The sequence below is a fragment of the Variovorax sp. CCNWLW225 genome, assembly GCF_037204045.1.
GTDB lineage: Bacteria > Pseudomonadota > Gammaproteobacteria > Burkholderiales > Burkholderiaceae_C > Variovorax.
The window spans coordinates 108383-130898 of the sequence record NZ_JBBCBV010000002.1 but is presented as its reverse complement, the minus strand read 5'-3'; the positions used below and the strand labels follow the sequence as shown (position 1 = coordinate 130898).

Sequence of the window (22516 nt, the reverse complement as noted above, 5' to 3'; positions counted from 1 at the left end):
TAAGGCTCCTTCAATCAACCCATGTGGATCTGCTCGGCATCGACCTTGACCAGCCCTTTGCTGGTCAGCAGCGTGTTCTTCGAATGCAGGCGCAAGGTCTGCTCTGCCTGAATGTCGATCTGGCCGGCACGCACCTGTTCCATCTCCTCGGTCAGGCGGAAGCTCGAGCGGGTGAGCAGGTTGAGGCGATCCAACACCACCTCGCAGGTGCGCCCGACGAAGCGCGACACCAGCACGCTGAAGCGGATGCGGGCGCCCTGGTAGTCCATCTCTCCGATCTCGCAATGGGCCCGCCGGGCCTGCGCGCGCCACTCGGGCGACTGCATGGCGATCGAGGTGTCCGACTCCAGCGCCATCGGGCCGGCGCTGCGCGCGCGAATGCCACCCGAGCGCGACACCAGCGTCAGGTCGCCTTCCACGGCCAGCGTCGCCTGCCGCGGGTCGGCCTGGACGACCACCGCGATGACGAAGCTGTCGCCCTGGCGGGTCGAGGTGATCAGCACCGTATCGCCCGGCGCAGGCAGCAGCAGGCAGCTGGCGACGCGCCGGCAGCGCAGCGACCCCTGGCCGTCGTCGAGGTCGACCTCGAACCAGGGATCGCCATCGCTGGCGATCACCGTGGCGGTTCGCGTGCCGGAGTCCGCGCGGGCCGCATGCGAAGGGCGCTGCATGAGCGGATCCAGCACGCCTTGCGTTGCATGGCGTGCAGTAGCGATCGTGTCGCCGGCGGTGGTCCGGGTGGTGTTCCGGGTGGAGGTCATGGGCTTTCTTTCTTGGGGCGGCGGCCATGGATGTCGCGGTCCAGGCGGGATGGGCGCTCGGGTTGCTGGAGCGCCACCTTCTCGGCTTCGTGCAGCGCAGGGTCCCGCTCCAGCGTACCCAGGCGGGTACTGAACCTGGCGCCGTCCAGGTCGGCGCGATGAAACACGGTGCGCAGGAAAGCGGCATCGCGGAAGTCGGCCTGGACCAGCGAGGCGTAGGAAAAATCGGCGTAGTCCAGGCGGCTGCCGGCGAATGCGGTCTGCCCGCAGTGCGCGCGATGGAAGACGCCTTGCTCGAGCTGCGCCTGCGAGAAGTCTGCGCCGTCGAGATGGGCGTCGACCCAGATGCTCTGCTGGAAGTGGCCGCCCCGCGCATCGACGCCGCGCAGGTCCGCCTCGGGAAACAGGCACTGCATGGCCTGCGCCCCTGCCAGCACCGCATTGCGCAGGTCGGCCCCCTTGAAGTTGCACTGCGTGAGGCGCGCATCGCGGAATCGGCACGCCGCCAGCACCGCGTCGATAAACTGGCAGAGGTGGAACTGCTGCCCGGAGAAGTCCTGCCCCGCAAGATCCGCCTCGCTGAAAATCGCGTTCGTGAAGCTGGCTCCGGCGTAGCGCGTGCCCGTCAGCGCTGCGCGAAAGAAGATGGTCGACGAGAAGGCCACCGCATTGAAGGACGCCCCCGTCAAGTCGCACTCGGAGAACACGGCTTTGTCGAGGCTGGCACGGTCCAGGCAGGCGTTGCGCAGCTCGCTTTGATGGAAGTTCGCCTGGTCCATGAAGGCCTCTACCAGCCGAATGCCCCACAGCGTGCAGCCGCTGAACACCGAATGCGGCATGGAGGCCGCATCCAGCACCGCATCCTGCAGGCTGCACTCGTGGAAGGCGGCGCGCGTCAGCTCCGCCGCCGGCAACTGCGCCTGGTCGAAGCGGCATTTCTCGAAGAGCGATTCGCCCAAGCGCGCGGCATCGGCCTGAACGCCCCGGAAGCTGCAGCCGCTGAACACGCCGCCGCGCAGGTCGATGCCTCTCAGGTCCATGTTGCTGAAGTCCTTCTCGCGAATCGGTTCGCCGTTGCGGACCTGGGCTGCCAGTGTCTCGGCGTTCACGCGCCGCTTGCCTCGGGGCGCCGGGGCAGTGTCTTCATCTGGTCGATGTGGGCACCCAGGGTGATCGTGCCTGGGGTGATGAGGATCTGGGAGACATCGGCACGGAACAGGTTGGCCTCGCCCAGGTCGGCATCGACCAGGCAGGCCTTCTGAAGGTTGGCATTCATGAGGTTGGCGAGCCGCAAAGAGGCACGCGTGAAATCGGCGCGGATGAAGAGGCTGTCGGGTGCCGCCGCCGCGCGCAGGTCCGCGCCCTTGAGCGACGCGGAAGAGAAATCGCAGGTATCGAGCGTCGCCCGCCTGAAGTTCGCGCCATCGAGAGGCAGCTCGCGCAGGGTGCAATGCACCAGCGTCGCATCCTCGAAGTCGGCCTCGCGAAGATCCGTGGTGCCGACGAAGCTGGTGGTCTTGAGCAGGGCACGCCGAAACCGGATGCCCTTGTGCAGCGGAGTGTGGGCCCAGCTGCAGGCTTCGACGGTGGCGCCGGAAAAATCCACCGACTCGAATTCGGCCTGCACGAACAGCACCTTTTCCAGGCGAGCCTCGCCGAAGTCGCAGCGCGCCAGCCGGCAGTGCTCGGCCATGCTCACGTAGCGGAGGTCGGCGCGCCGCAGGCTGCAATCCGCGAGTTCGATTCCCTGCAGCAACAGATGGCTCCACCTCGCTTCGTCGAGACAGCAGCCGTCGAAGCGCAGCTTTTCCATCTGCGTGCGCTCGAAGCGGGCCTGCGCGAAGTTGGTGTTTTCGCAGCGCGCGAGGCTGAGGTTGGCACGCTCCAGGTTGCAGCCCGTCAACGAAGCCTGGCGCAGGTCGGCGCGTACCAGCACCGATTGGCTCAAGTCAGCGCCATCCAGGCGGGTGCCCTGGAGGCGGGAGCCTTCGAGCAAGATCTGGTGCATGCGGGCGCCCCGCAGATCGAGGCCCGACAGGTCGCAGCCTGTCAGATCCATGGCGGACAGGTCGCGGTCCGCGGCCATGGCGGCGAGCACGCGTTCGCGGGCCTGCGCATTCTGTTCGGCAGCCATCGGATCGGCAGCGGCCTGGTGGTGGGCCGCCATGCGGTACAGCGTCAGCATGTCCTGCCGGCCCCGCTGCCCGAGGGCCTGCAGCTCGGCGTGCTCGGCGGCGCTCATGGCCGGGGTGCCCGTGGCCGCGGCGATGCCGGCCAGGCCCTTGACGATCGTCTCGGCTTCGAATTTCGGCGGGCCCTTGAGCTGCGCGTTCCGGCTTTCCTCGTCGGTGATCCGGCTGCTGTCGAAGCCCGCCTTGCGCGATTCGGATGCGTTGTCCCGGGCCGCCTTCGCGACCTCCTGCCTGGCTTCCTCCAGCTTGCGTTCCTGTTCGCGCTGGTAGGCGCGTGTCTTGTCGATGAACTCGGGCAGTTCGGCCAGCGTGGGCATCTTGTCGAAAGGCTTCGGCAGGGGCCGTTCCCGGAAATGGCGCGCCTTGTGGCCGGCCTCCAGGCCGCGCGCCGTCAGTTCGGCCCGCAGGCGCTCGCCCTTGTCCTTGATGTTCCTTGCCAGGATGGATTCGCGCGCGTCGATCTGGTCCAGCCAGGGGCCGATGGCCGAGGCCGGCAGCAGTTCCTCGTCGAGCAGCGCATGGATAGCGCCTTTCTCCAGGTTGCAGCGATTCTCGAAGACCTTCTCGTAGTGGGAGAGGGGACGCGGCGGGCTGTCTGCCGCCTCCATCGCGGGCATGACATGCGTGATATCCGCGGCATCGTCCTCGGCGACGAGCGTCTCGCCATGAAAGATCAGCATGACCTGCGCCATGTGCGGGAAGAACCAGGCGGTGGTCAGCCGCAGCGGCACCTCTTCCAGCGCAAGGGGCTGCGCAGACTTTCTCGCCACGAAGCCGCGTGCGCGCAAGTCCGGAAGCCGTCCGCGCAGCACCGCATGCTCTGGGTGCATGTTCCAGATTTCGTAGGGCGCGGCTGCGGGAATGGACAGTTCGTCGTTCCAGCGTTGTTCCGGAGCCGCGGCGTTGAAGAACTGCCAGTCCATGTCGCGCGCAAAGCCGGGGTAAAGCGTCTCGCGCCACTGGTCGCCGTAGTCCGTTCCCAGCAGCTTCAGGCGCTCGGGCAGATCGACGTCCATCGCGCCCGGGCAGGCCGGGGCCGGCCTGCGGTCGGGGCGGTCCACGCCGTCGCCCGGGCATTCGACGTTGGGAAGCCGCTGCACCAGCAGGCCATTGACCATCTCGGGTGCATACCCGATGCCCGCGGGGTTGGCGGCAAAGCCGGGGCCACCGAACGCGTGTCGCCAGTCCAGGCGCATGGTGTCGAAAGACTGCGGCTCGGTGGCGCGGCCATCCAGCCAGTAGCGGTCGCCCGAAACGAGGAACTGGCGTCGCAAGGTGCCGACGCGCAGGTCGACCGCGCAGCGCGTCTTGTCCTGCTGGTGGCAGGTGTACGCCTGGCCGCTCACCAGGAATTCGGGCCGCAGCTTGGGAATGCCGAGATCGATTGCGGACTGGTTTCCCAGTTCGGCGGAGACGGTCTTCCAGAGCTCCGTCTCCGGCAGCAGCACGCCCCCTTCGCCGAGGGTGTGCATGCCGATCACGGTGAGTGCGAGACGCTGGCTTTGGGCGCGCAGGAAGGGTCGCGTAAGGACGCTCAGGCGCAGGGGCTTGATGGTTTTCACGGCGGCATCAGCGCCTAGCGCCGCGGATCACCAGCGGGGTGTGCCTGCGGTCGATGGCCAGTCGCGAAGGGTCTTGCGGGTCCTGCAGCAGATGAATGTCGGGCCGGCCCGCGGAAAAATGGGCCAGCAGGTCCTCGTCGATGAGCGTGCGCAAGGTGGTCTGCTGCTCGATGCCGGCGGCATCGACGTAGGCGACGCCCAGTTGCACGGCCGTCATGCGCTGCCCGATGGGGCCGCGCCGGGAGTAGCCGCTGGGCGAGCGCATCAGGGAAACCGCGACGCCCTGCAGCGGACGCCCGCTGGCCTGCAGCTGCTCCCACAGCCGGCCTTCCTCGGCATAGGCGCGATGGCTCATCAGCGCCACCGCGAGCACGATTGCGGCGAGCGCAATCACGCCCAGGCTGACGATGCCGAACACCCCCCACAACACGATATCGAGCACGTTTTCCACGCTTCAGAGCAGGATCTTGAGCGCCTGGATGCCGGCGCGCAGGCCGCCCGTCTTGATCTCCGTGCCCACGAGCTGGATGAGCGCACCGGCATCCCCCAGCGACATTGCCTTGTTCTTCCACTCCGCGCCCACGGCCTCCAGCTTCACGCCGATGGCCTGCGCCTGCACGCCGATGGCCATCGAACGCACGGCCACCACGCCCAGCGAAATGCCCGACACGTCCATGTTCAGCCCGGTGCCGCCCAGGCGGAACCACCTCCAGTCGCTGCTCTTGGAGTAGTTGTTGGTGTAGGAGACGGAGTTGTTGGTGTAGTTGACCGTCAGGTTGTTGTAGGTGCTCGACGTCGTGTTGTAGACGTTGGTATTGATGACGTGCTGCGTCGTGTTGTGGATGTGGTTCGTCGTGTTGAAGGTCACATCCGGGGAGGTGTGCACCGTCGGGCCGGTCACCGTGGTGTTCGAGGGGCCGTTGACCAGCACGGTGTTCGAGGTGTCGATGGTGTCGTTGCGTCCGCCGCTCACGAAGCGGATCTCCTTTCCATCGATGGTGCCGTGGAAGCCGCCCGTGATTGCCAGGTTCACGCCGCCGCTGATGGTGTCGTTCAGTCCGCCGCTGAGCGTGCGCTTCTTGCCGCCCGAAATGGTCTGCGTGACGCCGCCGCTGACCATTTCGCTGAAGCCGCCGGTCACGTCGCGCGTGTCGCCGCCGGTAATGGTTTCTTTCGCGCCCGCGGTAATGTCGCGGGTTTCGCCGCTCTTGTAGGTGGCCGATTCATGGCCTTTGATGAGCGTGGTGCGCGTGCCGTCTGTGGTGTGCGTTTCATCGGCTTCCACTTCCACGTCGAGGTTGCGCTCGGCGTGCAGCAGGATCTGCTCGGCGCCGCTGCGGTCTTCGAAGCGGAGCATGTTGGCCTGGTTGGCCGCACCGCCCGTGCTCGATCGCGTGAGGATGCCGCTAGCCGTGGCGTTTGCGGGCAACTCCCACGGCGGCATCTGGTCGTTGTTGTAGACGCGGCCGGTGATGATGGGGCGGTCGGGCTCGCCGCCGATGAAATCGACGATCACTTCCTGGCCCACACGCGGCATGTGCATGGTGCCGTAGTTGGCGCCGGCCCAGTTGCTCGACACGCGCACCCAGCAGGAGCTGTTTTCGTCCGACTGTCCATATCGGTCCCAGCGGAATTGCAGCTTCACGCGGCCGAAGCGATCGGTCCAGATTTCTTCGGGGCCAACCACCGTGGCGGTTTGCGGACCGTTGGTGCGCGGCTTGGGCGTTTTGCGCGCAGGCCGGTAGGGCACGTTCGAAGGCAGCACCGTGAAGTCGAACTGGCACACCGACTCGGTGCCGGTGCCGGTGGAGTACTCGGGCTCCTGCAGGTCGTAGCGGGTTTCGGTGATCAGGTATTCGCGGTTGTCCGACTCGCGCGGGCAGTGCGTCATCTCGAACAGATAGCCGGGCGCCATGCCGACCACGTTGGTGTGGCCCGCAGCGAGCTCATGCGCGCACTGCAGCTCCTGCAGGCGAATCTTCGCGTAGGTGTCGCCTTGCTGGTGTTCGCTGTAGCCGCCCAGCCATTCATAGACTTCATAAGTCGAATGGTCGTGGCCCTTGGGGTCTTGACGCACGCTTTGCAGCGAGGCGCGCGACTTCTTGAAATCGAAATCGTCGAGCATCACGCGGCCCGAGGTGATTTGCTCGGCCACGCGCCACTGGTCGATGCAAGGCTCCATCGCATGCAGCACGCGATCGCGCGGGCGGTAGGGAATGGTGGGGTAGCCCGGGAGCTTGCGGTAGCCGCCGGTGTCGTCGGCCAGCACCAGCAGGTGCGAGCTCTTGGCGTGCTCGAAGTGGTAGGCGATGCCTTCGTGCTCCATGAGGCGGCTCACGAAAGCGAAATCGCTCTCCTGGTATTGCACGCAGTATTCCCAGGGACGGTAATTGCCGGTGAGCCGCTTTTCAAACTCGAAGCCATATTTGCCCAGCACTTCGTCCAGCACTTCGGGCACGCTCTTGTTCTGGAAAATGCGGCAGTCGGTGGTGCGCGTAAGGTACCAGAGCCACGGCTGCACCAGGGCGCGGTACACGTAGTGGCGGCCGGTTTCGTTGGCGCGGCCCACCAGCTCGAAGCGCACCACGGTACCGTTCAGGAAACGCGGCGCGCCGCCGTCGGTCACTTCGATGGTGAGAGAAGTACCAAGCAGTTTCTTCAGGTCGAGGTTGAAGCTCGGGCTGACCATGTCGACCTCGAACTCGAACAACTGCGACAGTGCTTCCCGCCCCCGCATGGCGCGGAACTTGAGCTGCTCGGCGCTGAGTACGGTGTGAACCTGGACGGTACGCGTCATTCGGAATTTCCCTCGCCCTTGGGGCTTGTTCGGATGCAAAGCCTTCGGTTGGCAGTCTAGAAATTCCTTATGTCATATACATGACGTGGCTGTTCGGGGGCTGTTTTTCGGGGCTGCTGTTCGTGCCTGTTGTTCAGGGCGCGTGCAAAGGCCACCGGGTACTCCCCTCCGCGAATGTCCCCCGGCCTTCGGCCTCCTCCTTTATTTCGCTGCGCGGAGCACCCGATGTCCTGTGCACTGGGGCACGCTGCTGGTGCAACGCTGATCAACGACCAGCGCGTACTACGCACCCGCCGATGGGGAGCCTTGCGCAGCGAAATAAAGGAGGAGGGGCGCAGCCCCGGGGGACATTCGCGGAGAAAGGTACCCCGTCGGCGGGAGCGCCGCCCTGAACAGCAGCGCTCCTACAACCCAAAAGCTCCTACATAGACGCTTCGAGCATCGCCCTGTAGTCGTCGCGCGTAGCGAGCCGCGGGTTGGTCTTGTGGCAATGGTCTGCCATGGCACCATCGATGATCTTTTCGAACAGGTCGGGCGTCACGCCCACTTCAGCCAAGCCCTTGGGCATGCCGAGGCGCGCATTCATGTCACGGATGGCCTCGGCCAGATCGCCGGCCGAATCGAGGTGCATGGCGCGGGCCATGCGTTGCAGCCGCTGTTCCTTTTGCACCGACTCGGCACCCGCGTTGAAGTGGATCACCGCGGGCAGGAAGAGGGCATTGAGCGTGCCGTGGTGCAGGCGTGGATCGACACCGCCCAGGCTGTGGCTCAGCGAATGCACGCAGCCCAGGCCTTTCTGGAAAGCCATGGCGCCCTGCATCGATGCGCTCATCAGGTTAAGACGCGCCTCGCGGTCGCTGCCGTCTTTTGTGGCGCGCTCTATGTGCAGCCACGCGCGCTCCAGTCCGTCCAGCCCGATGCCGTCGGCCGGTGGGTTGAAGGCCGCCGACATGAAGGTTTCCATGCAATGCGCAATGGCGTCCATGCCGGTGGCAGCCGTGAGCCGCGGCGGCAGGCCGAGTGTGAGCTCGGGGTCGCAAATGGCCGCCTTCGGCATGAGGAACCAGCTGTGAAAGCCCAGCTTGCGGTGGTCGTCCACGATGACGATGGCACCGCGTGCCACCTCACTGCCGGTGCCGCTGGTGGTGGGCACCGCAATGATCGGCACCACGCGCTCAGTGATCTTGGGTGAGCCGCCTTCGATGGTGGCGTAGGTCTTGAGCGGGCCTTCGTGCGTGGCCGCAATGGCGACGCCCTTGGCACAGTCGATGGCAGAGCCGCCGCCCACTGCAATGAGTCCGTCGCACCGTGCGCTGCGGTACAGCTCGACAGCCGCGCGCACGGCCGCCTCGGTCGGGTTGGAAGGCGTCTGGTCGAACACCGCCACCTCGAGATCGGCGACGGCGTCGAGTGCCTTTTGCAGCACGCCGGCGGCGCGCACGCCCGCATCGGTCACGATCAGCGGGCGGGTGATGCCTATGCGCGCGCATTCGCTGGACAGCAGCTTGATGGCGCCGAACTCGAACTGGATCTGGGTGAGGTATTGGATGAGGGCCATGGGCGTTGATGCTTGGGGCGGTACGATTGCCGACCATTCGAATCTAACAAGAGCAAACAGTCTTGCACATGAACAAAACCCTTGCCGCTGTCGCGTCGGGCACATTGCTGACGGCCAAGATGGCGAGCGTGGTCGAGCGCATGGCCCGGGCGGGCCATCCGAGCCTGGACCAACTCACGCCCGAGGAGGCCAAGGCTTCCTACGAGAAGGGCGCCGGCGTGCTGGAGGTGCCCAAGCCCGACCTCGCGCGCATCGAAGACTTCAGCATTACAGCGCGCGACGGCTTCGAGATTCCGGCGCGGCTGTACGCGCCGTCGTCGGCCAGGCTGCCGGTGCTGGTGTACTTTCATGGCGGCGGCTTCACGGTCGGCAACATCCGCACGCACGACACGCTGTGCCGCGTGCTCAGCCTGAAGAGCGGCTGCGCGGTGGTTTCCGTCGACTATCGCCTGGCACCCGCGCACAAGTTTCCGACCGCCTCCGACGATGCCTGGGACGCCTTCGCCTTTGTCGCGAACGGCGGCGCGCGCCTCGGCCTCGACACCGGCCGCCTTGCGGTGGGCGGCGACAGCGCCGGTGGCACGCTGGCCGCCGTGTGCGCCATCCTTGCGCGCGACGCGGGCCTGCCGCTCGCGCTGCAGATGCTGATCTACCCCGGCACCACCGGGCACCAGGACACCCCTTCGCACCAGCTGTACGCCAACGGCCCGCTGCTGACCAAGGCGATGATCGACTACTTCTTCGGCCAGTATGTGCGCACGCCGGCCGACCGCGACGACTGGCGCTTTGCACCACTGCTGGCGGACGATGTCGACGGCGTGGCACCGGCCTGGATCGGGTTGGCCGAATGCGACCCGGTGGTGGACGAAGGCATTGCCTACGCCGACAAGCTGCGTGCGGCAGGCGTAGCGGTCGATCTTGAAATCTATCGCGGCGTGATCCACGAATTCCTGAAAATGGGCCGCGCGATTCCTGAAGCGCTGCAGGCGCAGGACGATGCAGCACGCGCACTCAAAGAAGCACTGAACCCATGAGCCAAGAAACCATCCCCCAGAGAAAAGACTTCCGTTTCTTCCACCGCCTGCGCGTGCGGTGGGCCGAAGTCGACATGCAGAAGATCGTGTTCAACGCGCACTACCTGATGTACTTCGACACCGCCATTGCCGACTACTGGCGCGCGCTTGCACTGCCTTACGAAGAGGCCATGCATGCGCTGGGCGGCGACCTGTATGTGCGCAAGGCCACGATAGATTTTCAGGCTTCCGCCCGCATGGACGACGTGATCGACGTGGGCATGAAATGCGCGCGCATCGGCAATTCGTCCATGGTCTTTCAAGGCGCGCTGTTTCGGCAAGACCAGTACCTGGTGGGTTGCGAACTGGTCTATGTGTTTGCAGACCCGGCCACGCAGACCTCCAAGCCGGTGCCGCCGCTATTGCGCGAAATTCTCACGGGCTTCGAGGCCGGTGAGCCGATGCGCACCGTGGAAACCGGCGACTGGAAAACCCTGGGCGAAGGGGCGAGCGCGCTGCGGCGCGCCGTCTTCATCGAGGAGCAGAACATTCCCAAGGAACTGGAGTGGGACGAGCACGATGCGGTGGTGCTGCATGCGGTGGCGCGCAACCGGCTCGGCCAGGTGATTGCCACCGGGCGGCTGCTCGATGCCGTCGACGGCACGGCGATGCTCGGGCGCATGGCCGTGCACCGCGCGCTGCGCAGCGGCGGACACGGCGCCGCGGTAATGCAGGCGCTCGAGGAGGCCGCCAGGGCGCGCGGCGATCGCGAGATCGGCCTGCACGCCCAACGCAGCGCGGAGCGCTTTTATGCGCGGCTGGGCTACACCGTGCACGGCGAGCCCTTCGAGGAAGCCGGCATCCCGCACATCGAGATGCGGCGCGCACTGAATCAATAACGGGCCGGTGGGTCAGGCACATAGCCCATCTCCGAACCCGGAAAGGCGGACGGGCCTTCGGGACGCGGCCAGCGCGGCGGAGGCGGCACAGGAATGACGCCGGCCGCGATGAGGTTCTCGCGGCTGTCGTAGCGGATGCGAACCACCTCGTCGGGCGTGGACTGCGCGCGCTCGAAGGTGGTGTGGCCGACATGCGATGTCTCTCGCCGGCCATGGCCGGTTCCCAGGCTTGGCGATGGCCGGGCGAGCCCACCCTTGGCCGATGCAGCGGATTCGGCGCCCAGGGCGCTGTCGGCGGAGCGGGACTGCGCCGCAGGTGCGGCCGGGGCGGCCTCCGCAACGGCGGACGGCGCCTCGCTGCGGCGCTCCATCTCGCGGTTGCTGCCGTAGCCGTCTCGTTGCGGCAACACGATGGGCGGCGCGGGCGGTGCAAGCGGCGCAGGCACCCGCTCGCGGAACAGCGCGACGCCGATCACCCCCACGTCGGCCGGCCGGCCCGTGCGGCTCGCGTACGAGTTGCCCACCGACGTGAATTCGAAGGCCGCAATCTGCGAATCGCTCTTGCGCCAGCCCGTGATGTCGCTGCGCTCGCCACCTGAAAAAACGTAGCCGTTCTGCAGCACGCCCGCGGTTTCGCCGGTGACGATGTTCACGCCATCCACCGACATGACGGCCATGACGCGTTCGCCTATCGCATTGCGTGCACGAATCGCGTAGCGCGAGCCGGGCCGGCCAGCCACCCAGTATTCACCCCGGTAGCGGTAGATGGGCAGCTCGCGGCCCGTGGCGCGGTCGACCACGCTCACCTGCATGAGCGAGCCGAGGCGGTCGTACGTCAAAGACGGCGAGGGCGGCCGTATCGGGCTTTCGGCGCACGCCGAGAGAGCGGCCATTGCGAGGGCTGTCGAGAAGATGAGTCTGCGCTTCATGGTGGTCTTCCTTGCCGGGAGTGGATCGGTAGGGCTTCTACGGGGCAGCACCGGAGGCAGGGTTAAACGCGCGCAAAAAAATAGCGCTGCCTCTTTCGGGGCAGCGCCGGGCGTCCTTTTTTTCCAGGACGCTGGGGTTTGCGGCAAGGCCTAGATGTCTTCGAGCAGCGGATACGGCAGCGGCTCGACCGTGAGCGCCGGGCCGTCGGCGCTGCCCGCATGCAGGCCGCCGGTTTCAAGCGCCGAGATTTGAATGGAGATCAGCGCGGCCCAACCGCCGCCCGGGGCCGGCGCAGCCTGCGCCACCGTGCCCACGGGTTGATCGGCGTCGCTGGCGGCAAACACTTCCTGGCCCGCGCTCACCGGCGCATCGGCCTGTACCAGGTAGGTGCGGCGCTTCAGCGTACCGCGAAACTGGCTGCGTGCGACGATTTCCTGGCCCGGGTAGCAACCCTTCTTGAAATTGACGCCGCCGACCGATTCGTAATTGATCATCTGCGGCACGAAGGCCTCGATTACCGGGGTGGTCACCGTCACGATGCCGCTGCGTACCTCGCTCCATTGCCAGAGGTCGGCGTCGAGCGCCGGGCCCGCGGGCACCGGGCTGTCGGCGAGAGCAATCCACAGCGCACGCGGCACACCGTCGGCCGGGTAGAGCGAAACCGAGCTGATGTCCGTGCCGATGGCGGTGCGCTGGCCGGGCAGGGCGGTGGCGTCCAGGCCGTTGCCCGTCAACGCGGTGCCTGCAAGGCCATACAACGCGAACTGGTCCGTGGCATCGGTGAGCTTGGCCTTGGCGCGCAGCACATACATCGACAGGCGCTTGAGCGTGGCGGCCAGAATGTCCTTGCTGCAGACCAGCAGCACCAGGTCGGGCTGCGGCCGAATACCTATGAAGCTGGCAATCACGCGGCCCTTGGCGGTGCAAAGGGCGGCAAGCCGGGCCTCCGTGGCGCCGAGCAGCGAAAAATCCTGCGTGAGCTGGCCGTGCAAAAAGCTGGCGGCATCCGGTCCTTCGGCGCGAATCACGCCAAGGTGCGAGAGGGCGGTAACACCATTGAGAACGACAGTAGTCATCGCTGAATTATCATGGTCGAAGCCGTTCCGTCCGGTCCGCAGGGAAACTTGCCGTTGTTCCCGAAGGGCCACCGACTTTTCGCACCGGATCCCCGATTCGGTTTTCTTTTCTCCGCTATTCCATCGGACCCGTGCGCCGCTTCTTTCTTACGCTCTTTCTGCTTGCCGCCCTGGGTGCGCTCGGTCTCGGCGCCGCCGGACTGTGGTGGGTGCACCAGCCGCTCAAGCTGCCCGCACCCAGCCTCGACCTTTCCGTGGAGCCGGGCACCACGCCGCGCGGCGTTGCGCAGGCGGTGGCCGATGCCGGTGCCGACGTGCAGCCGCAACTGCTCTATCTTTGGTTCCGCGTTTCTGGCCAGGACCGCCAGATTCGCGCCGGCAGCTATGAGCTGGAGCGCGGCATCACGCCCAAGATGCTGCTCAACGTGCTGGTGCGCGGCGAAGAAGCCACGCGCAGCCTGGTGCTGGTCGAAGGCTGGAACTTCCGGCAGGTGCGCGCCGCCCTTGCCAAGGCCGAGCAGCTCAAGCCCGAAACCGTCGGGCTGCCCGACGACGCGCTGATGGCCAAGCTCGGCAGGCCCGGCGTGCACCCGGAGGGACGCTTTTTCCCCGACACGTACACCTATTCGAAGGGCTCGACCGACATTGCGCTGCTGCAGCGCGCCATGCGGGCCATGGACAAGAAGCTCGAAGCCGCCTGGGCGGCCAGGGCGGCCGATTTGCCGATCAAAACGGCCGATGAGGCGCTTATCTTGGCCAGCATTGTCGAAAAGGAGACAGGCAAAGCCAAGGATCGCTCCGAAATTGCCGCCGTCTTCGTCAACCGGCTGCGCACCGGCATGCCGCTGCAGACCGACCCGACCGTGATCTATGGCATGGGCACCACTTTCGACGGCAATCTGCGCAAGAAAGACCTGCAGGCCGATACGCCCTGGAACACCTACACCCGCGGCGGCCTGCCGCCCACGCCCATTGCCATGCCGGGCAAGGCCGCGCTGCTGGCGGCGGTGCAGCCGGCGCAAAGCAAGTCGCTGTACTTTGTTTCGCGCGGCGACGGCACCAGCCAGTTCAGCACCTCCCTCGACGAGCACAACCGCGCGGTCAACCGCTACCAGCGCGGTGGTAGTGGCAGCAATGGCGAACCCAAATCGAAGGTCGCGCAATGAGTGAAGGCTTGTTTCTGACGCTCGAGGGCATCGACGGCGCGGGCAAGTCCAGCCATCTGGACGCGATGGAGGCACTCCTGAAAGCGCAAGGCCGCACGGTGGTGCGCACGCGCGAACCCGGCGGCACGCCGCTCGCGGAAACCTTGCGGGGGCTCATCCTCGAACAGCCGATGGACCCGCTGACCGAATCGCTACTGGTGTTCGCGGCGCGGCGGGATCACGTCACGCGAGTCATAGAGCCAGCGCTGGCCCGCGGCGACGTGGTGCTGTGCGACCGCTTCACCGACGCCACCTTTGCCTACCAGGGCTCGGGCCGCGGCTTCGATGCGCAGGTGCTGTCGACGCTGGAGCAATGGGTGCAAGGGGGCAGGGGAGCGGCAGCGCTGCTGCAGCCTCACATCACGCTGTGGTTCGACCTGGCGCCCGAAATCGCCGCCCAGCGCTTGGCCGGAGCGCGCTTGCCCGACAAGTTCGAAGCCCAGCCGGTCGAGTTCTTCCGGCGTGTGGCGGCGGGCTATGCGGCCCGCGCGGCCGCCGATGCGCAGCGCTTCGTTCGCATCGACGCCAGCCAGACACGCGACCAGGTCTGGCAGCAGGTCGAAGCGGCACTTGTCGCGCGCGGCGCGCTGGCACCCGCGACCGGAGTCGCTCGATGAGCACGCCACAGCTTTCGCCTTGGCTCCACCGACCGCTCGCAGAGCTGTTGCGCCAGCGCGGCCATGCCTGGCTGCTGCAGGGGCCGTCGGGCCTGGGTCAATACGAGCTCGCGCTGGCGCTTGCCGCTGCCTGGCTTTGCGAACAGCCCAAGGTGGAAGAGGGCGGCACCGCCTGCGGCCACTGCCCCAGCTGCCACGCCATCGAAGTTCGCACCCATGCCGACCTTTGCGTGCTGATGCCTGAAGTCGCCATGCAGGAACTCGGCTGGTCGCTCGACGAAAAAGCCCAGGCCGACATCGACGACAAGAAGCGCAAGCCCAGCCGCGAGATCCGCGTCGAAGCCATGCGCGACGCGGTCGGCTTTGCCCAGCGCACCAGCGCCCGCGGCCGCGGCAAGGTGGTGCTGGTGTACCCCGCCGAGCGCATGAACACCATCACCGCCAACGCGCTGCTCAAGACGCTCGAAGAGCCGGTCGGCGACGTTCGCTTTGTGCTGGCGAGCGAGGCCGCATGGCAATTGCTGCCGACCATTCGCAGCCGCTGCCTCGGCTTTACGCTGCCATGGCCCGCAACGGCCGAGGCCGAAGCCTGGCTGGGTGCGCACGACGTACCTGCGGCCGACGCCACCGCCTTGCTGCGTGCGGCCGGCGGCCGGCCCAGCGATGCGCTGCGGCTCGCGCGCTCCGGCCAGTCGCCCAAGGCTTGGTCTCTGTTGCCAAAGGCAGTGTTGCGTGGAGACGTCGCCGCGCTGGCGGACCAGGCACCCTCTCAAGCCATCGGCGCACTGCAGAAGCTCTGCCATGACTTGATGGCCGTCGGCAGCGGTGCCGAACCGCGGTTCTTCGAGGCGGCAGATCTGCCGGCGGCAGTGCCTTCGCACCCGGCGCTGGCGCGTTGGTCCAAGTCGCTCGCCAACGCCGCAAGAACCGCCGAACACCCCTTCAATGCCGGGCTGATGCTGGAAGCGCTTGTGAGCGAGGCGCGAACCACCCTAAACTCTGTTCCTCGCCGACCATGAACCAACCCGCCGCCCCAGCCGCCGCCGCAACGCCTCAACGGCCTAGCGTGATCCAGCTCGCCATCAAGGAGAAGGGTGCGCTCTACGCCGCCTATATTCCGCTGTTTGCCGAAGGCGGCATCTTCATTCCGACTTCGCGGGAATACCGGCTGGGCGACGACGTCTATGTGCTGCTGACGCTGCCCGAAGACCCGCAGCGCTATCCCGTCGCCGGCAAGGTCGCATGGATCACGCCGCAGCGCGCCGCCGGCAACCGGGCGCCGGGCGTCGGCATCCGCTTTCCGTCGGACGAAAAGTCGCGCCAGCTCAAGGCGCGCATCGAGGCGGCGCTCGGTGGCTCGATGGCCTCCGACCGTCCCACCCAAACTATCTAGGCTCGAAGGCTAGGGCTCGCCCCCAGGCTGCGCGCACTTCGTGTCGCTCCGCCACCCCGCTACCGGGGGCGACACCAGAGGCCCGGCAAAGCCGGTTCCTCGGTGTCCCTGGCATCAGCCAGACAATCTGCGCCATGTTCACCGATTCCCACTGCCACCTCACATTCCCCGAGTTCGCGGACCAGATGCCGCAAATCCGCGCAGCCATGGCCGAAGCGCAGGTCGACCGGGCCCTGTGCATCTGCACCAAGCTCGAAGAGTTCGATGACGTTCAGGCCCTGGCGGCCCGCTACGACAACTTCTGGGCCAGCGTGGGCGTGCACCCCGACAACGAGGACATCGCCGAACCCACCGTCGATGACCTGATTCGCCGTGCAGCCTTGCCCAAGGTAGTAGCCATCGGCGAGACCGGCCTCGACTACTACCAGATGGAAGAACGGAAGGGCGGGCGCAGTATTTCCGACATGGAATGGCAGCGCGACCGGTTCCGTGTGCACATTCGCGCCGCGCAGCAAACCCGCATGCCGCTGGTCATTCACACGCGCGAAGCCTCGGCCGACACGCTGGCCATCCTGAAGGAGGAGGGCGAAGACGGCTCCGGCAAGGCCGCGGGCGGCGTGTTCCATTGCTTTACCGAAACGGCGGAGGTCGCGCGCGCGGCGCTCGACCTCGGTTTCTACATTTCGTTTTCAGGCATCCTGACCTTCAAGAAGGCACAGGACCTGCGCGACGTGGCCGCCTTTGTGCCGCTGGACCGGATGCTGATCGAGACCGACAGCCCTTATCTGGCCCCGGTGCCTTACCGCGGCAAGACCAACAATCCGTCGTATGTGCCGTACGTCGCAAAGCAGATTGCCGAGCTGCGCAAGCTGCCCATCGAAGCAGTCGCAACGGCTACGAGCGACAACTTCGAAACGCTGTTCAAGGGAGTAAAAACTAAATGAGAAATTACATCAAAAAGTTCTTCTATCTGACTGTCGCTGCAGCAACTTTTACCGCACACGCCGGTTCGTTCGAAGATTTCTTTCGGGCCGTGCGCGGAGACAACGCCAGCGGCGTGCGAACCTTGCTGCAGCGCGGTTTCGACCCCAACACGCGCGACGAACACGGCCAGACCGGCCTGATCATCGCCCTGCGCGAACCGTCGCCCAAGGTCGCCCAGGTGCTGCTCGAGTCGCCGCAAACCGACGTCGACATTGCCAACGCCAAGGACGAAACCCCGCTGATGCTGGCCGCCATCAAGGGCCAGCAAGACATCGTCGCCCAACTGCTCAAGCGTGACGCCGCCGTCAACAAGACCGGCTGGACGCCGCTGCACTATGCCGCCAGCAGCGGCCAGTTGAGCATCATGAAAGTGCTGCTCGACAACTACGCCTTCATCGATGCGCAGTCGCCCAACGGCACCACGCCGCTCATGATGGCCGCGATGTATGGATCTACCGAAGCCGTGAAGCTGCTGCTGGCCGAGGGCGCGGACACCACCATGAAGAACCAGCTCGGCATGACCGCGGTCGACTTCGCGACCAAGGCCAATCGGCCCGAAGCCGCGCAACTCATCACGGCTGCTGCCGGCGCAAAGCCGACCCCTCAAGCGATTCCCAAAGACGGTAAATGGTGAGCTCCGCGGCCTGTTTGGCCGCGGCTTGCGCACCAGGCGCTGCGCCACTTTCCCTCGATACGAGGGCTGAATCCGACGCGCCGGCACAGGTCCGGCAAAACACCCAAAAGGGCGCCTGCGCAGTCATGCGAGACTCTGCGGAGAAGGAGAAGCAGAGATGAATACGTTTCTATTCATGGTCTTTTTGTTGGCCATCGGGTTCTTGGTGTTCGTGGCGCTCGCAAGAAAAAGGTCTGCGCAAAGCAGCAGCGGCTTTGTCGACAAGCCCAAGGCACGGCCGCCGCTTACTGCGCGCGAACAGGCCATGTACAACCGCCTCGTGCAAACGCTGCCGGACTTGGTGGTGCTGCCGCAGGTCAGTTTCGGTGCGCTGCTCACGGCCCGCACGCGCGCCGCACGAAGCTCCTTCAGCCGCAAGATCGCCGACTTTGTCGTGTGCGACCGTTCATTCAAGGTCGTGGCCGTGGTGGCGCTCGGCGACAAGAACAGCAAGGGCAAGTCGCAACGCGACCTGGACCGGGATGCGCTGCTGGTCGAGGCTGGCTACCGCGTGCTGCGATATCCGAGGGTGCCGGATGTGGGACGCGTGGAGGCTGATTTCGATCCGACGATGGCTTCCGTGAGTCCGATGGGGTCCTGAGGGGGTTGGGATTCAGGGCTTGGCTGCAGGGTCTGTCGACCTCCCCATAAATAACACAATGTGCATTATGTTAAATGACATGTGCTGAAGTTCGCGCCGATGGGCCGAGCCGTCTATTCGTCGTGCGACTTCAGGTCCCTCCTCACTCAAGGTGGCGGCCGCAGTCAGCCGGAGACCCATAGGTATGCAACGAATAATGATCCGGCATCGCCGCTCTCAGAATACGTGCTGGAACTTGCCTCGGCTCGGAGGTCGTGATGTCAGGCTTGGATCGCCCTACTCCATTTCGGCCTGAGTTGGCCGTAGCTTGGCTCGAAGCGGGCGTGCCATACGTCGAGGGGCGGCGGACCGCCACGCCCTCACCTTTAACTGCTTGACTGGAGAACGAGGCGCAAATGATCGAGCGTGTGCGGGTCACTTTCGAGTCGCAGGGCATCGAATGCGCGGGATGCTTCTACTGGCCCGAGAAGCCGAGGTCGTCCTTGCCGTGCGTCGTTCTGTGCAACGGCTTTTCCGGGACCATGGACTGGATGCTGCCGCAATTTGCCGAAAGGTTCGCCTCCGTGGGAATTGCGGCTTTCACGTTCGACTATCGCCATTTTGGTGAAAGCCAGGGGCGCCCGCGGCAGCTCATCAGCGTCCGTCGGCAGCGGCAGGACATCATGGCCGCTCTTCGCTTTGTCCGCGCCCAGGCAAACATCGACACGGGGCGGATCGCGCTCTGGGGCACATCATTGGGCGGAGGTCACGTTATCGACGTTGCTTCTCGCGATCCCGGGATCGCCGCAGTCATCGCGCAGGTTCCCGGACTCGACTTCGTACGCAAGGAGGCGCGGGCAACGATCGAAGTTCCGTCTTCGACAGTCGCGAGGCTGCTTGCCGCAGCCATATGGGACGGGCTGCGGGGATTGCTCGGACTGTCTCCCTGCTATGTGAAGGTGTTCGGCCAACCTGGCGAGCTCGCGATATTCACCGAACCCGCGCTGCAGGAGAGATTTCATGCCCTGGTCCAAGGAAGCCCGACCTGGCGCAACGAATTTACGCCACGCTTCTATCTGGCGCCGCCCCGCTATCGCGACGGGACTGCCGAACGAATCAAGGCTCCCGTGCTCGTCGCCATCGCCGAAGAGGATGTCTATGCCAACCCCGCGTTCCAGGCTTGGGTCGGCGGGCGCGCGCCGAGCGGCGAAGTGAGGCGCTATCACGGCGGTCACTTCGATGTCTACCACGATCTTTTCGAAGAGGTGGTGCGTGATCAGATTGCATTTTTGGAGCGGTACGTCGCCGGGTAAGGCTCTTGGCTTCATTGGCTGTGTGACATTTGTGAACGTTCTTCACCATCGCGATGTACGCGGCACCGCACGGCAAGGCGTTGGTTGAGCATCAGGGCTATTTCTCGCCCTCAGGAGTTGAAATGACTTTTTCCCGAGCCGCTCTCAAGTTGGGTGCCGCAAGTCTCGTTGCCGCCGCAGCCTTGTTCACCGCCGCATCGGCCAATGCGGGCACCAACTGGTCCATTGGGATCAACTTACCCGGCGTGGTCGTGAGCGAACCCGCGCCGGTCTATTACGAGCCGGCGCCTGTCTACTCGAGGCCGGCCCCGACCTACTACCAGCCTGCGCAGCCGGTTTACTCCGTACCCGCACCTGTCTACTACGAACCTGGCTCTCGTTGGGAGGAGCGCCGCGCGCAACGCTGGGAAGAGCGCCGCGCGGAGCGCCGTGAGTGGCGTCGCCAGCAATGGGAACGCGAGCAGTACCGCCGCTACTACGAGGATCGCGATTGATGTTGGTGATGTCGATCCGTGCAGGTCTTCCGAGAAGTCCTTCAGTGTGTCGATCCAGGCCAGCCCTGCTTGAGCTGCAGAAACTGCGCCAATGAAGAGCATTCGGGCGTCTTCAGCGCCTCACCTTGGGGCTGGGACGTTCGAACCCCACATTCGCTCCCAGACCCACGCCAGTCCCCGCCGCACGTCTCCTCGCGACCCCTCGTTGCGCGGAACTACGGGACGCCACACCCCGCCTTGCTCCTCTGCCACGACGAACGAAAAGCTGTAGTTCGGCTCCTGACCCATGCGCAAGTCCGTGACCCATGCCCGTCCGCCGCGTGCATGCACCTTGTAGAAGCCGTGCGAGAACGCCGCGAGCCGTTGTACAGGCGGCAGCGTGCTCACGGCCGCGGACACCGGCGGCGCGGCGAAACGCGCCCATTGGATCGGCCGGGAGCCGTCCAGTAGCGAGCGGAAGCCCTCGTCGTAGCTCCCGTCCGGTCGCATGGCCACGATGCGCCAAAGCAATGTATTGAAGGGTGTTGGAGTGACCAGTATTGCGGCTGGCTGGGCCTCCCCGGCGAGCGACTCCTGCGCCATGGTACGCACGTGCCATTGCGCAGCCGCACTCCACGCCAGGTAGGCAGTCGACAGCACAAGGCCCGCATGCACCGATGGCAGGCCCCGCCATTGGCGGCGCGTCACACCGAGGACTACGCCTGCCAGCAACGGTAGTGTGTAGAGCGGGTCAATGATGAAAATGCTGCCCACGCCGAAGGGGTAGTTGGTGAACGGCAGCAGCAACTGCGTGCCATAAACCGTCATCGCGTCCAGCAGCGGGTGCGTCACCAGAGCCAGCCACATCGCGAGCCACCAACGCCGGAATCCGGCTTGCTCGCCGTGCAGCAATGCGGGCAATCCGGCAAGCACGGGCGATGCGAGCGTCAGCCAGAACAGGGAATGCGACTCCGCACGGTGAAGCACCATGTTTCGCAAGGCATCGCCTTGATCGATCAACACATCCAGGTCGGGCAATGTGCCGGCCAACCCGCCCCAGAGAGCGGCCTTCCACGCGGCCGTGCGACGGCCCATGGTGGCCAGGCCGACCGATGCGCCCAAGACAATTTGAGAAACGGAGTCCACGGGCCAAGGCTAACCCAAGGTGGGTTGCGACTGGGCTTCAAATCGGCTCGGCGGATCATCATCAACACACACGTGCGCATCAAGGAAGCGGTGAGGTTCGGGGATCGCAGCTTGGGCCATGCACACGGGGCTGATGCCCCCGACGCGAACTTTTGGAAGTGAGCCTCGCCGTTGATCAGGGTATCGACGACATCCAGCAGGAAGGTCGCGGCCAGCAGGCCAAAGAACCACGCACGGCGCGCGTAGAAATACTCTTCATAGCTTTCATAGTCTCGCTAGCTATCGGGGAACAACAACGCGCACAGGAGGAAGAGAACCACGCCATAGCTGACGATGAAGGCATAGGTCCCGAATGTCCAGCCTGTTGCTGCATTGGTCTCCTATCGGTTGGCCTCAACGAAGGGCCGGTTCTGGCCGAGCGCAAGCCTTGCTTTCATAGAGCGATTCTTTCCCAGCGCCTCTTGTACGCCCACTCGTAGTTTCCGAAAGCGTAGGAAAGAAATGCCTCAACCGCTTCGTCGGCTCCGACGATGTCGACGCAACGGTAGTGCGCCGCGGTAGTCACCAATTGATGCTCCAGATGAAAGCCTTGTTCATCGGCGTAAACCTGCATGTAGGTGCCACCGCGCAGCTCCAAGACGGCGAACGGATCGGGTTTGCCAGGCAGTTCGGGGATGGCTCGGCGAATGTCGTCTTCATTGGCAACACCAGCGAGTTCAAGGGCTGGGCATGAGAACGTCGCGCTCACATACTCAGCCCCTACGTCAAACAGGATGTACGAATCCGGTGCGACCGGCTCGCTGCCAAGCAAAACGATCAGAAAGCAGTCGGCCGCAACGGCAGGTACATGAACAAGAACATGGCCATTCACCTTGCTGCGCCATGCGGTGACCGCGGCAGGGTCGATTTCGGCCCAGTCCCCTAGGCCCAGCGAACCCCAAACATCACGAGCCAGACCTAGCGCAGCGGCTTTCGCCCCGTCCGAAATTTCAGCGCCCACCAGACCCTCGCTGACAAGGTCGAGATACTCTGCGATCTGCAGAAGCCGGGGAGATCGCTTTTTAGGCTTCTTAGAGAAGAACATCAGGTGAGATTCGACGGAAAGAGCTTCCGTCCTTGAACTTGTTGCACAGCTATCCCGAAGCTGCTCTGACGGCATTGTGGCAGTTTAGGTCGGGCCACCGGACGACGGCTCTGGCTCGATTTTTCTCGGTGATATCGCGCACCGTTCGAGCGAAGACCTTCAATGAGACGGACGCTCAAACTGAGCAAGATCTACGGCTCAACGGCTCGTCTTCACGATCAGCCTTCACTGCGCTCCCCGCTCGCTCTAGGCAAGACGGA

General features: G+C 65.2%; 21 protein-coding genes. 11 read left to right on the top strand and 10 right to left on the bottom strand.

Annotation, left to right across the window (positions count from 1 at the left end):
* Nucleotides 1-14 precede the first annotated feature (14 nt).
* From V9L20_RS05255 to V9L20_RS05230, 6 genes are all read right to left on the bottom strand, one after another.
* Nucleotides 15-761 carry a DUF3540 domain-containing protein gene (locus tag V9L20_RS05255; RefSeq protein ID WP_337295785.1) on the bottom strand — a complete coding sequence of 249 codons (747 nt, stop codon included), beginning with the start codon at nt 759-761 and terminating at the stop codon, nt 15-17.
* On the bottom strand, nt 758-1870 hold the full coding sequence (locus V9L20_RS05250; RefSeq protein WP_337295784.1) for a pentapeptide repeat-containing protein: 1113 nt from the start codon (nt 1868-1870) through the stop codon (nt 758-760). The genes V9L20_RS05255 and V9L20_RS05250 overlap by 4 nt, the downstream gene beginning before the upstream one ends.
* Nucleotides 1867-4515, bottom strand: a complete 2649-nt coding sequence (locus tag V9L20_RS05245; RefSeq protein ID WP_337295783.1) for a DUF2169 family type VI secretion system accessory protein — start codon at nt 4513-4515, stop codon at nt 1867-1869. The genes V9L20_RS05250 and V9L20_RS05245 overlap by 4 nt, the downstream gene beginning before the upstream one ends.
* A 7-nt stretch (nt 4516-4522) precedes the next feature.
* A complete protein-coding gene (locus V9L20_RS05240) occupies nt 4523-4966 on the bottom strand; it encodes a hypothetical protein (protein ID WP_337295782.1) in 444 nt (147 codons plus the stop codon).
* Nucleotides 4967-4969: 3 nt separating this feature from the next.
* On the bottom strand, nt 4970-7312 hold the full coding sequence (locus tag V9L20_RS05235) for a type VI secretion system Vgr family protein (protein ID WP_337295781.1): 2343 nt from the start codon (nt 7310-7312) through the stop codon (nt 4970-4972).
* A 421-nt stretch (nt 7313-7733) separates the two neighbouring features.
* Nucleotides 7734-8870 (bottom strand): iron-containing alcohol dehydrogenase, encoded by a 1137-nt coding sequence (locus V9L20_RS05230; protein ID WP_337295780.1) that lies wholly within the window; start codon nt 8868-8870, stop codon nt 7734-7736.
* 68 nt (nt 8871-8938) lie between these two features.
* Between V9L20_RS05230 and V9L20_RS05225 the strand changes: the two genes are divergently transcribed.
* Nucleotides 8939-9904, top strand: coding sequence for an alpha/beta hydrolase (locus tag V9L20_RS05225; protein ID WP_337295779.1), 966 nt, complete (start codon nt 8939-8941; stop codon nt 9902-9904).
* Complete coding sequence (locus V9L20_RS05220) at nt 9901-10782, top strand: YbgC/FadM family acyl-CoA thioesterase (RefSeq protein WP_337295778.1); 882 nt, start codon at nt 9901-9903, stop codon at nt 10780-10782. The genes V9L20_RS05225 and V9L20_RS05220 overlap by 4 nt, the downstream gene beginning before the upstream one ends.
* Here the strand turns inward: V9L20_RS05220 and V9L20_RS05215 are convergent.
* On the bottom strand, nt 10776-11711 hold the full coding sequence (locus V9L20_RS05215; protein WP_337295777.1) for a hypothetical protein: 936 nt from the start codon (nt 11709-11711) through the stop codon (nt 10776-10778). The two genes, V9L20_RS05220 and V9L20_RS05215, sit on opposite strands and share 7 nt — an antisense overlap.
* 150 nt (nt 11712-11861) lie before the next feature.
* Nucleotides 11862-12788, bottom strand: a complete 927-nt coding sequence (ygfZ, locus tag V9L20_RS05210) for a CAF17-like 4Fe-4S cluster assembly/insertion protein YgfZ (RefSeq protein ID WP_337295776.1) — start codon at nt 12786-12788, stop codon at nt 11862-11864.
* 131 nt (nt 12789-12919) lie between these two features.
* Between ygfZ and mltG the strand changes: the two genes are divergently transcribed.
* The 9 genes from mltG to V9L20_RS05165 all read left to right on the top strand — a co-directional run bounded on the left by mltG (nt 12920) and on the right by V9L20_RS05165 (nt 20047).
* Nucleotides 12920-13954, top strand: coding sequence for an endolytic transglycosylase MltG (mltG, locus tag V9L20_RS05205; RefSeq protein ID WP_337295775.1), 1035 nt, complete (start codon nt 12920-12922; stop codon nt 13952-13954).
* Entirely contained in the window at nt 13951-14610 is a 660-nt protein-coding gene (gene tmk / locus V9L20_RS05200; RefSeq protein ID WP_337295774.1) for a dTMP kinase, read from the top strand. Before mltG ends, tmk begins: the two co-directional genes overlap by 4 nt.
* The gene (locus V9L20_RS05195) at nt 14607-15629 is read left to right on the top strand and encodes a DNA polymerase III subunit delta' (protein WP_337295773.1); all 1023 of its coding nucleotides are present in this window, start codon (nt 14607-14609) and stop codon (nt 15627-15629) included. Before tmk ends, V9L20_RS05195 begins: the two co-directional genes overlap by 4 nt.
* The gene (locus tag V9L20_RS05190; RefSeq protein WP_055806688.1) at nt 15626-16003 is read left to right on the top strand and encodes a PilZ domain-containing protein; all 378 of its coding nucleotides are present in this window, start codon (nt 15626-15628) and stop codon (nt 16001-16003) included. The genes V9L20_RS05195 and V9L20_RS05190 overlap by 4 nt, the downstream gene beginning before the upstream one ends.
* Before the next feature lie 134 nt (nt 16004-16137).
* Nucleotides 16138-16947, top strand: a complete 810-nt coding sequence (locus V9L20_RS05185; protein ID WP_258506158.1) for a TatD family hydrolase — start codon at nt 16138-16140, stop codon at nt 16945-16947.
* Complete coding sequence (locus tag V9L20_RS05180) at nt 16944-17621, top strand: ankyrin repeat domain-containing protein (protein WP_337295772.1); 678 nt, start codon at nt 16944-16946, stop codon at nt 17619-17621. Before V9L20_RS05185 ends, V9L20_RS05180 begins: the two co-directional genes overlap by 4 nt.
* A 157-nt stretch (nt 17622-17778) precedes the next feature.
* Complete coding sequence (locus tag V9L20_RS05175) at nt 17779-18261, top strand: DUF2726 domain-containing protein (RefSeq protein WP_337295771.1); 483 nt, start codon at nt 17779-17781, stop codon at nt 18259-18261.
* 395 nt (nt 18262-18656) lie between these two features.
* Nucleotides 18657-19553 (top strand): alpha/beta hydrolase, encoded by an 897-nt coding sequence (locus tag V9L20_RS05170; protein ID WP_337295770.1) that lies wholly within the window; start codon nt 18657-18659, stop codon nt 19551-19553.
* Nucleotides 19554-19675: 122 nt separating this feature from the next.
* Nucleotides 19676-20047 carry a hypothetical protein gene (locus tag V9L20_RS05165; protein ID WP_258506245.1) on the top strand — a complete coding sequence of 124 codons (372 nt, stop codon included), beginning with the start codon at nt 19676-19678 and terminating at the stop codon, nt 20045-20047.
* Between the two features lie 120 nt (nt 20048-20167).
* On the opposite strand, the gene V9L20_RS05160 is transcribed toward V9L20_RS05165, so the two are convergent.
* Both V9L20_RS05160 and V9L20_RS05155 read right to left on the bottom strand, forming a co-directional pair.
* A complete protein-coding gene (locus tag V9L20_RS05160; protein WP_337295769.1) occupies nt 20168-21172 on the bottom strand; it encodes a metal-dependent hydrolase in 1005 nt (334 codons plus the stop codon).
* Between the two features lie 433 nt (nt 21173-21605).
* Nucleotides 21606-22331, bottom strand: a complete 726-nt coding sequence (locus V9L20_RS05155; RefSeq protein ID WP_337295768.1) for a hypothetical protein — start codon at nt 22329-22331, stop codon at nt 21606-21608.
* Nucleotides 22332-22516 lie beyond the last annotated feature (185 nt).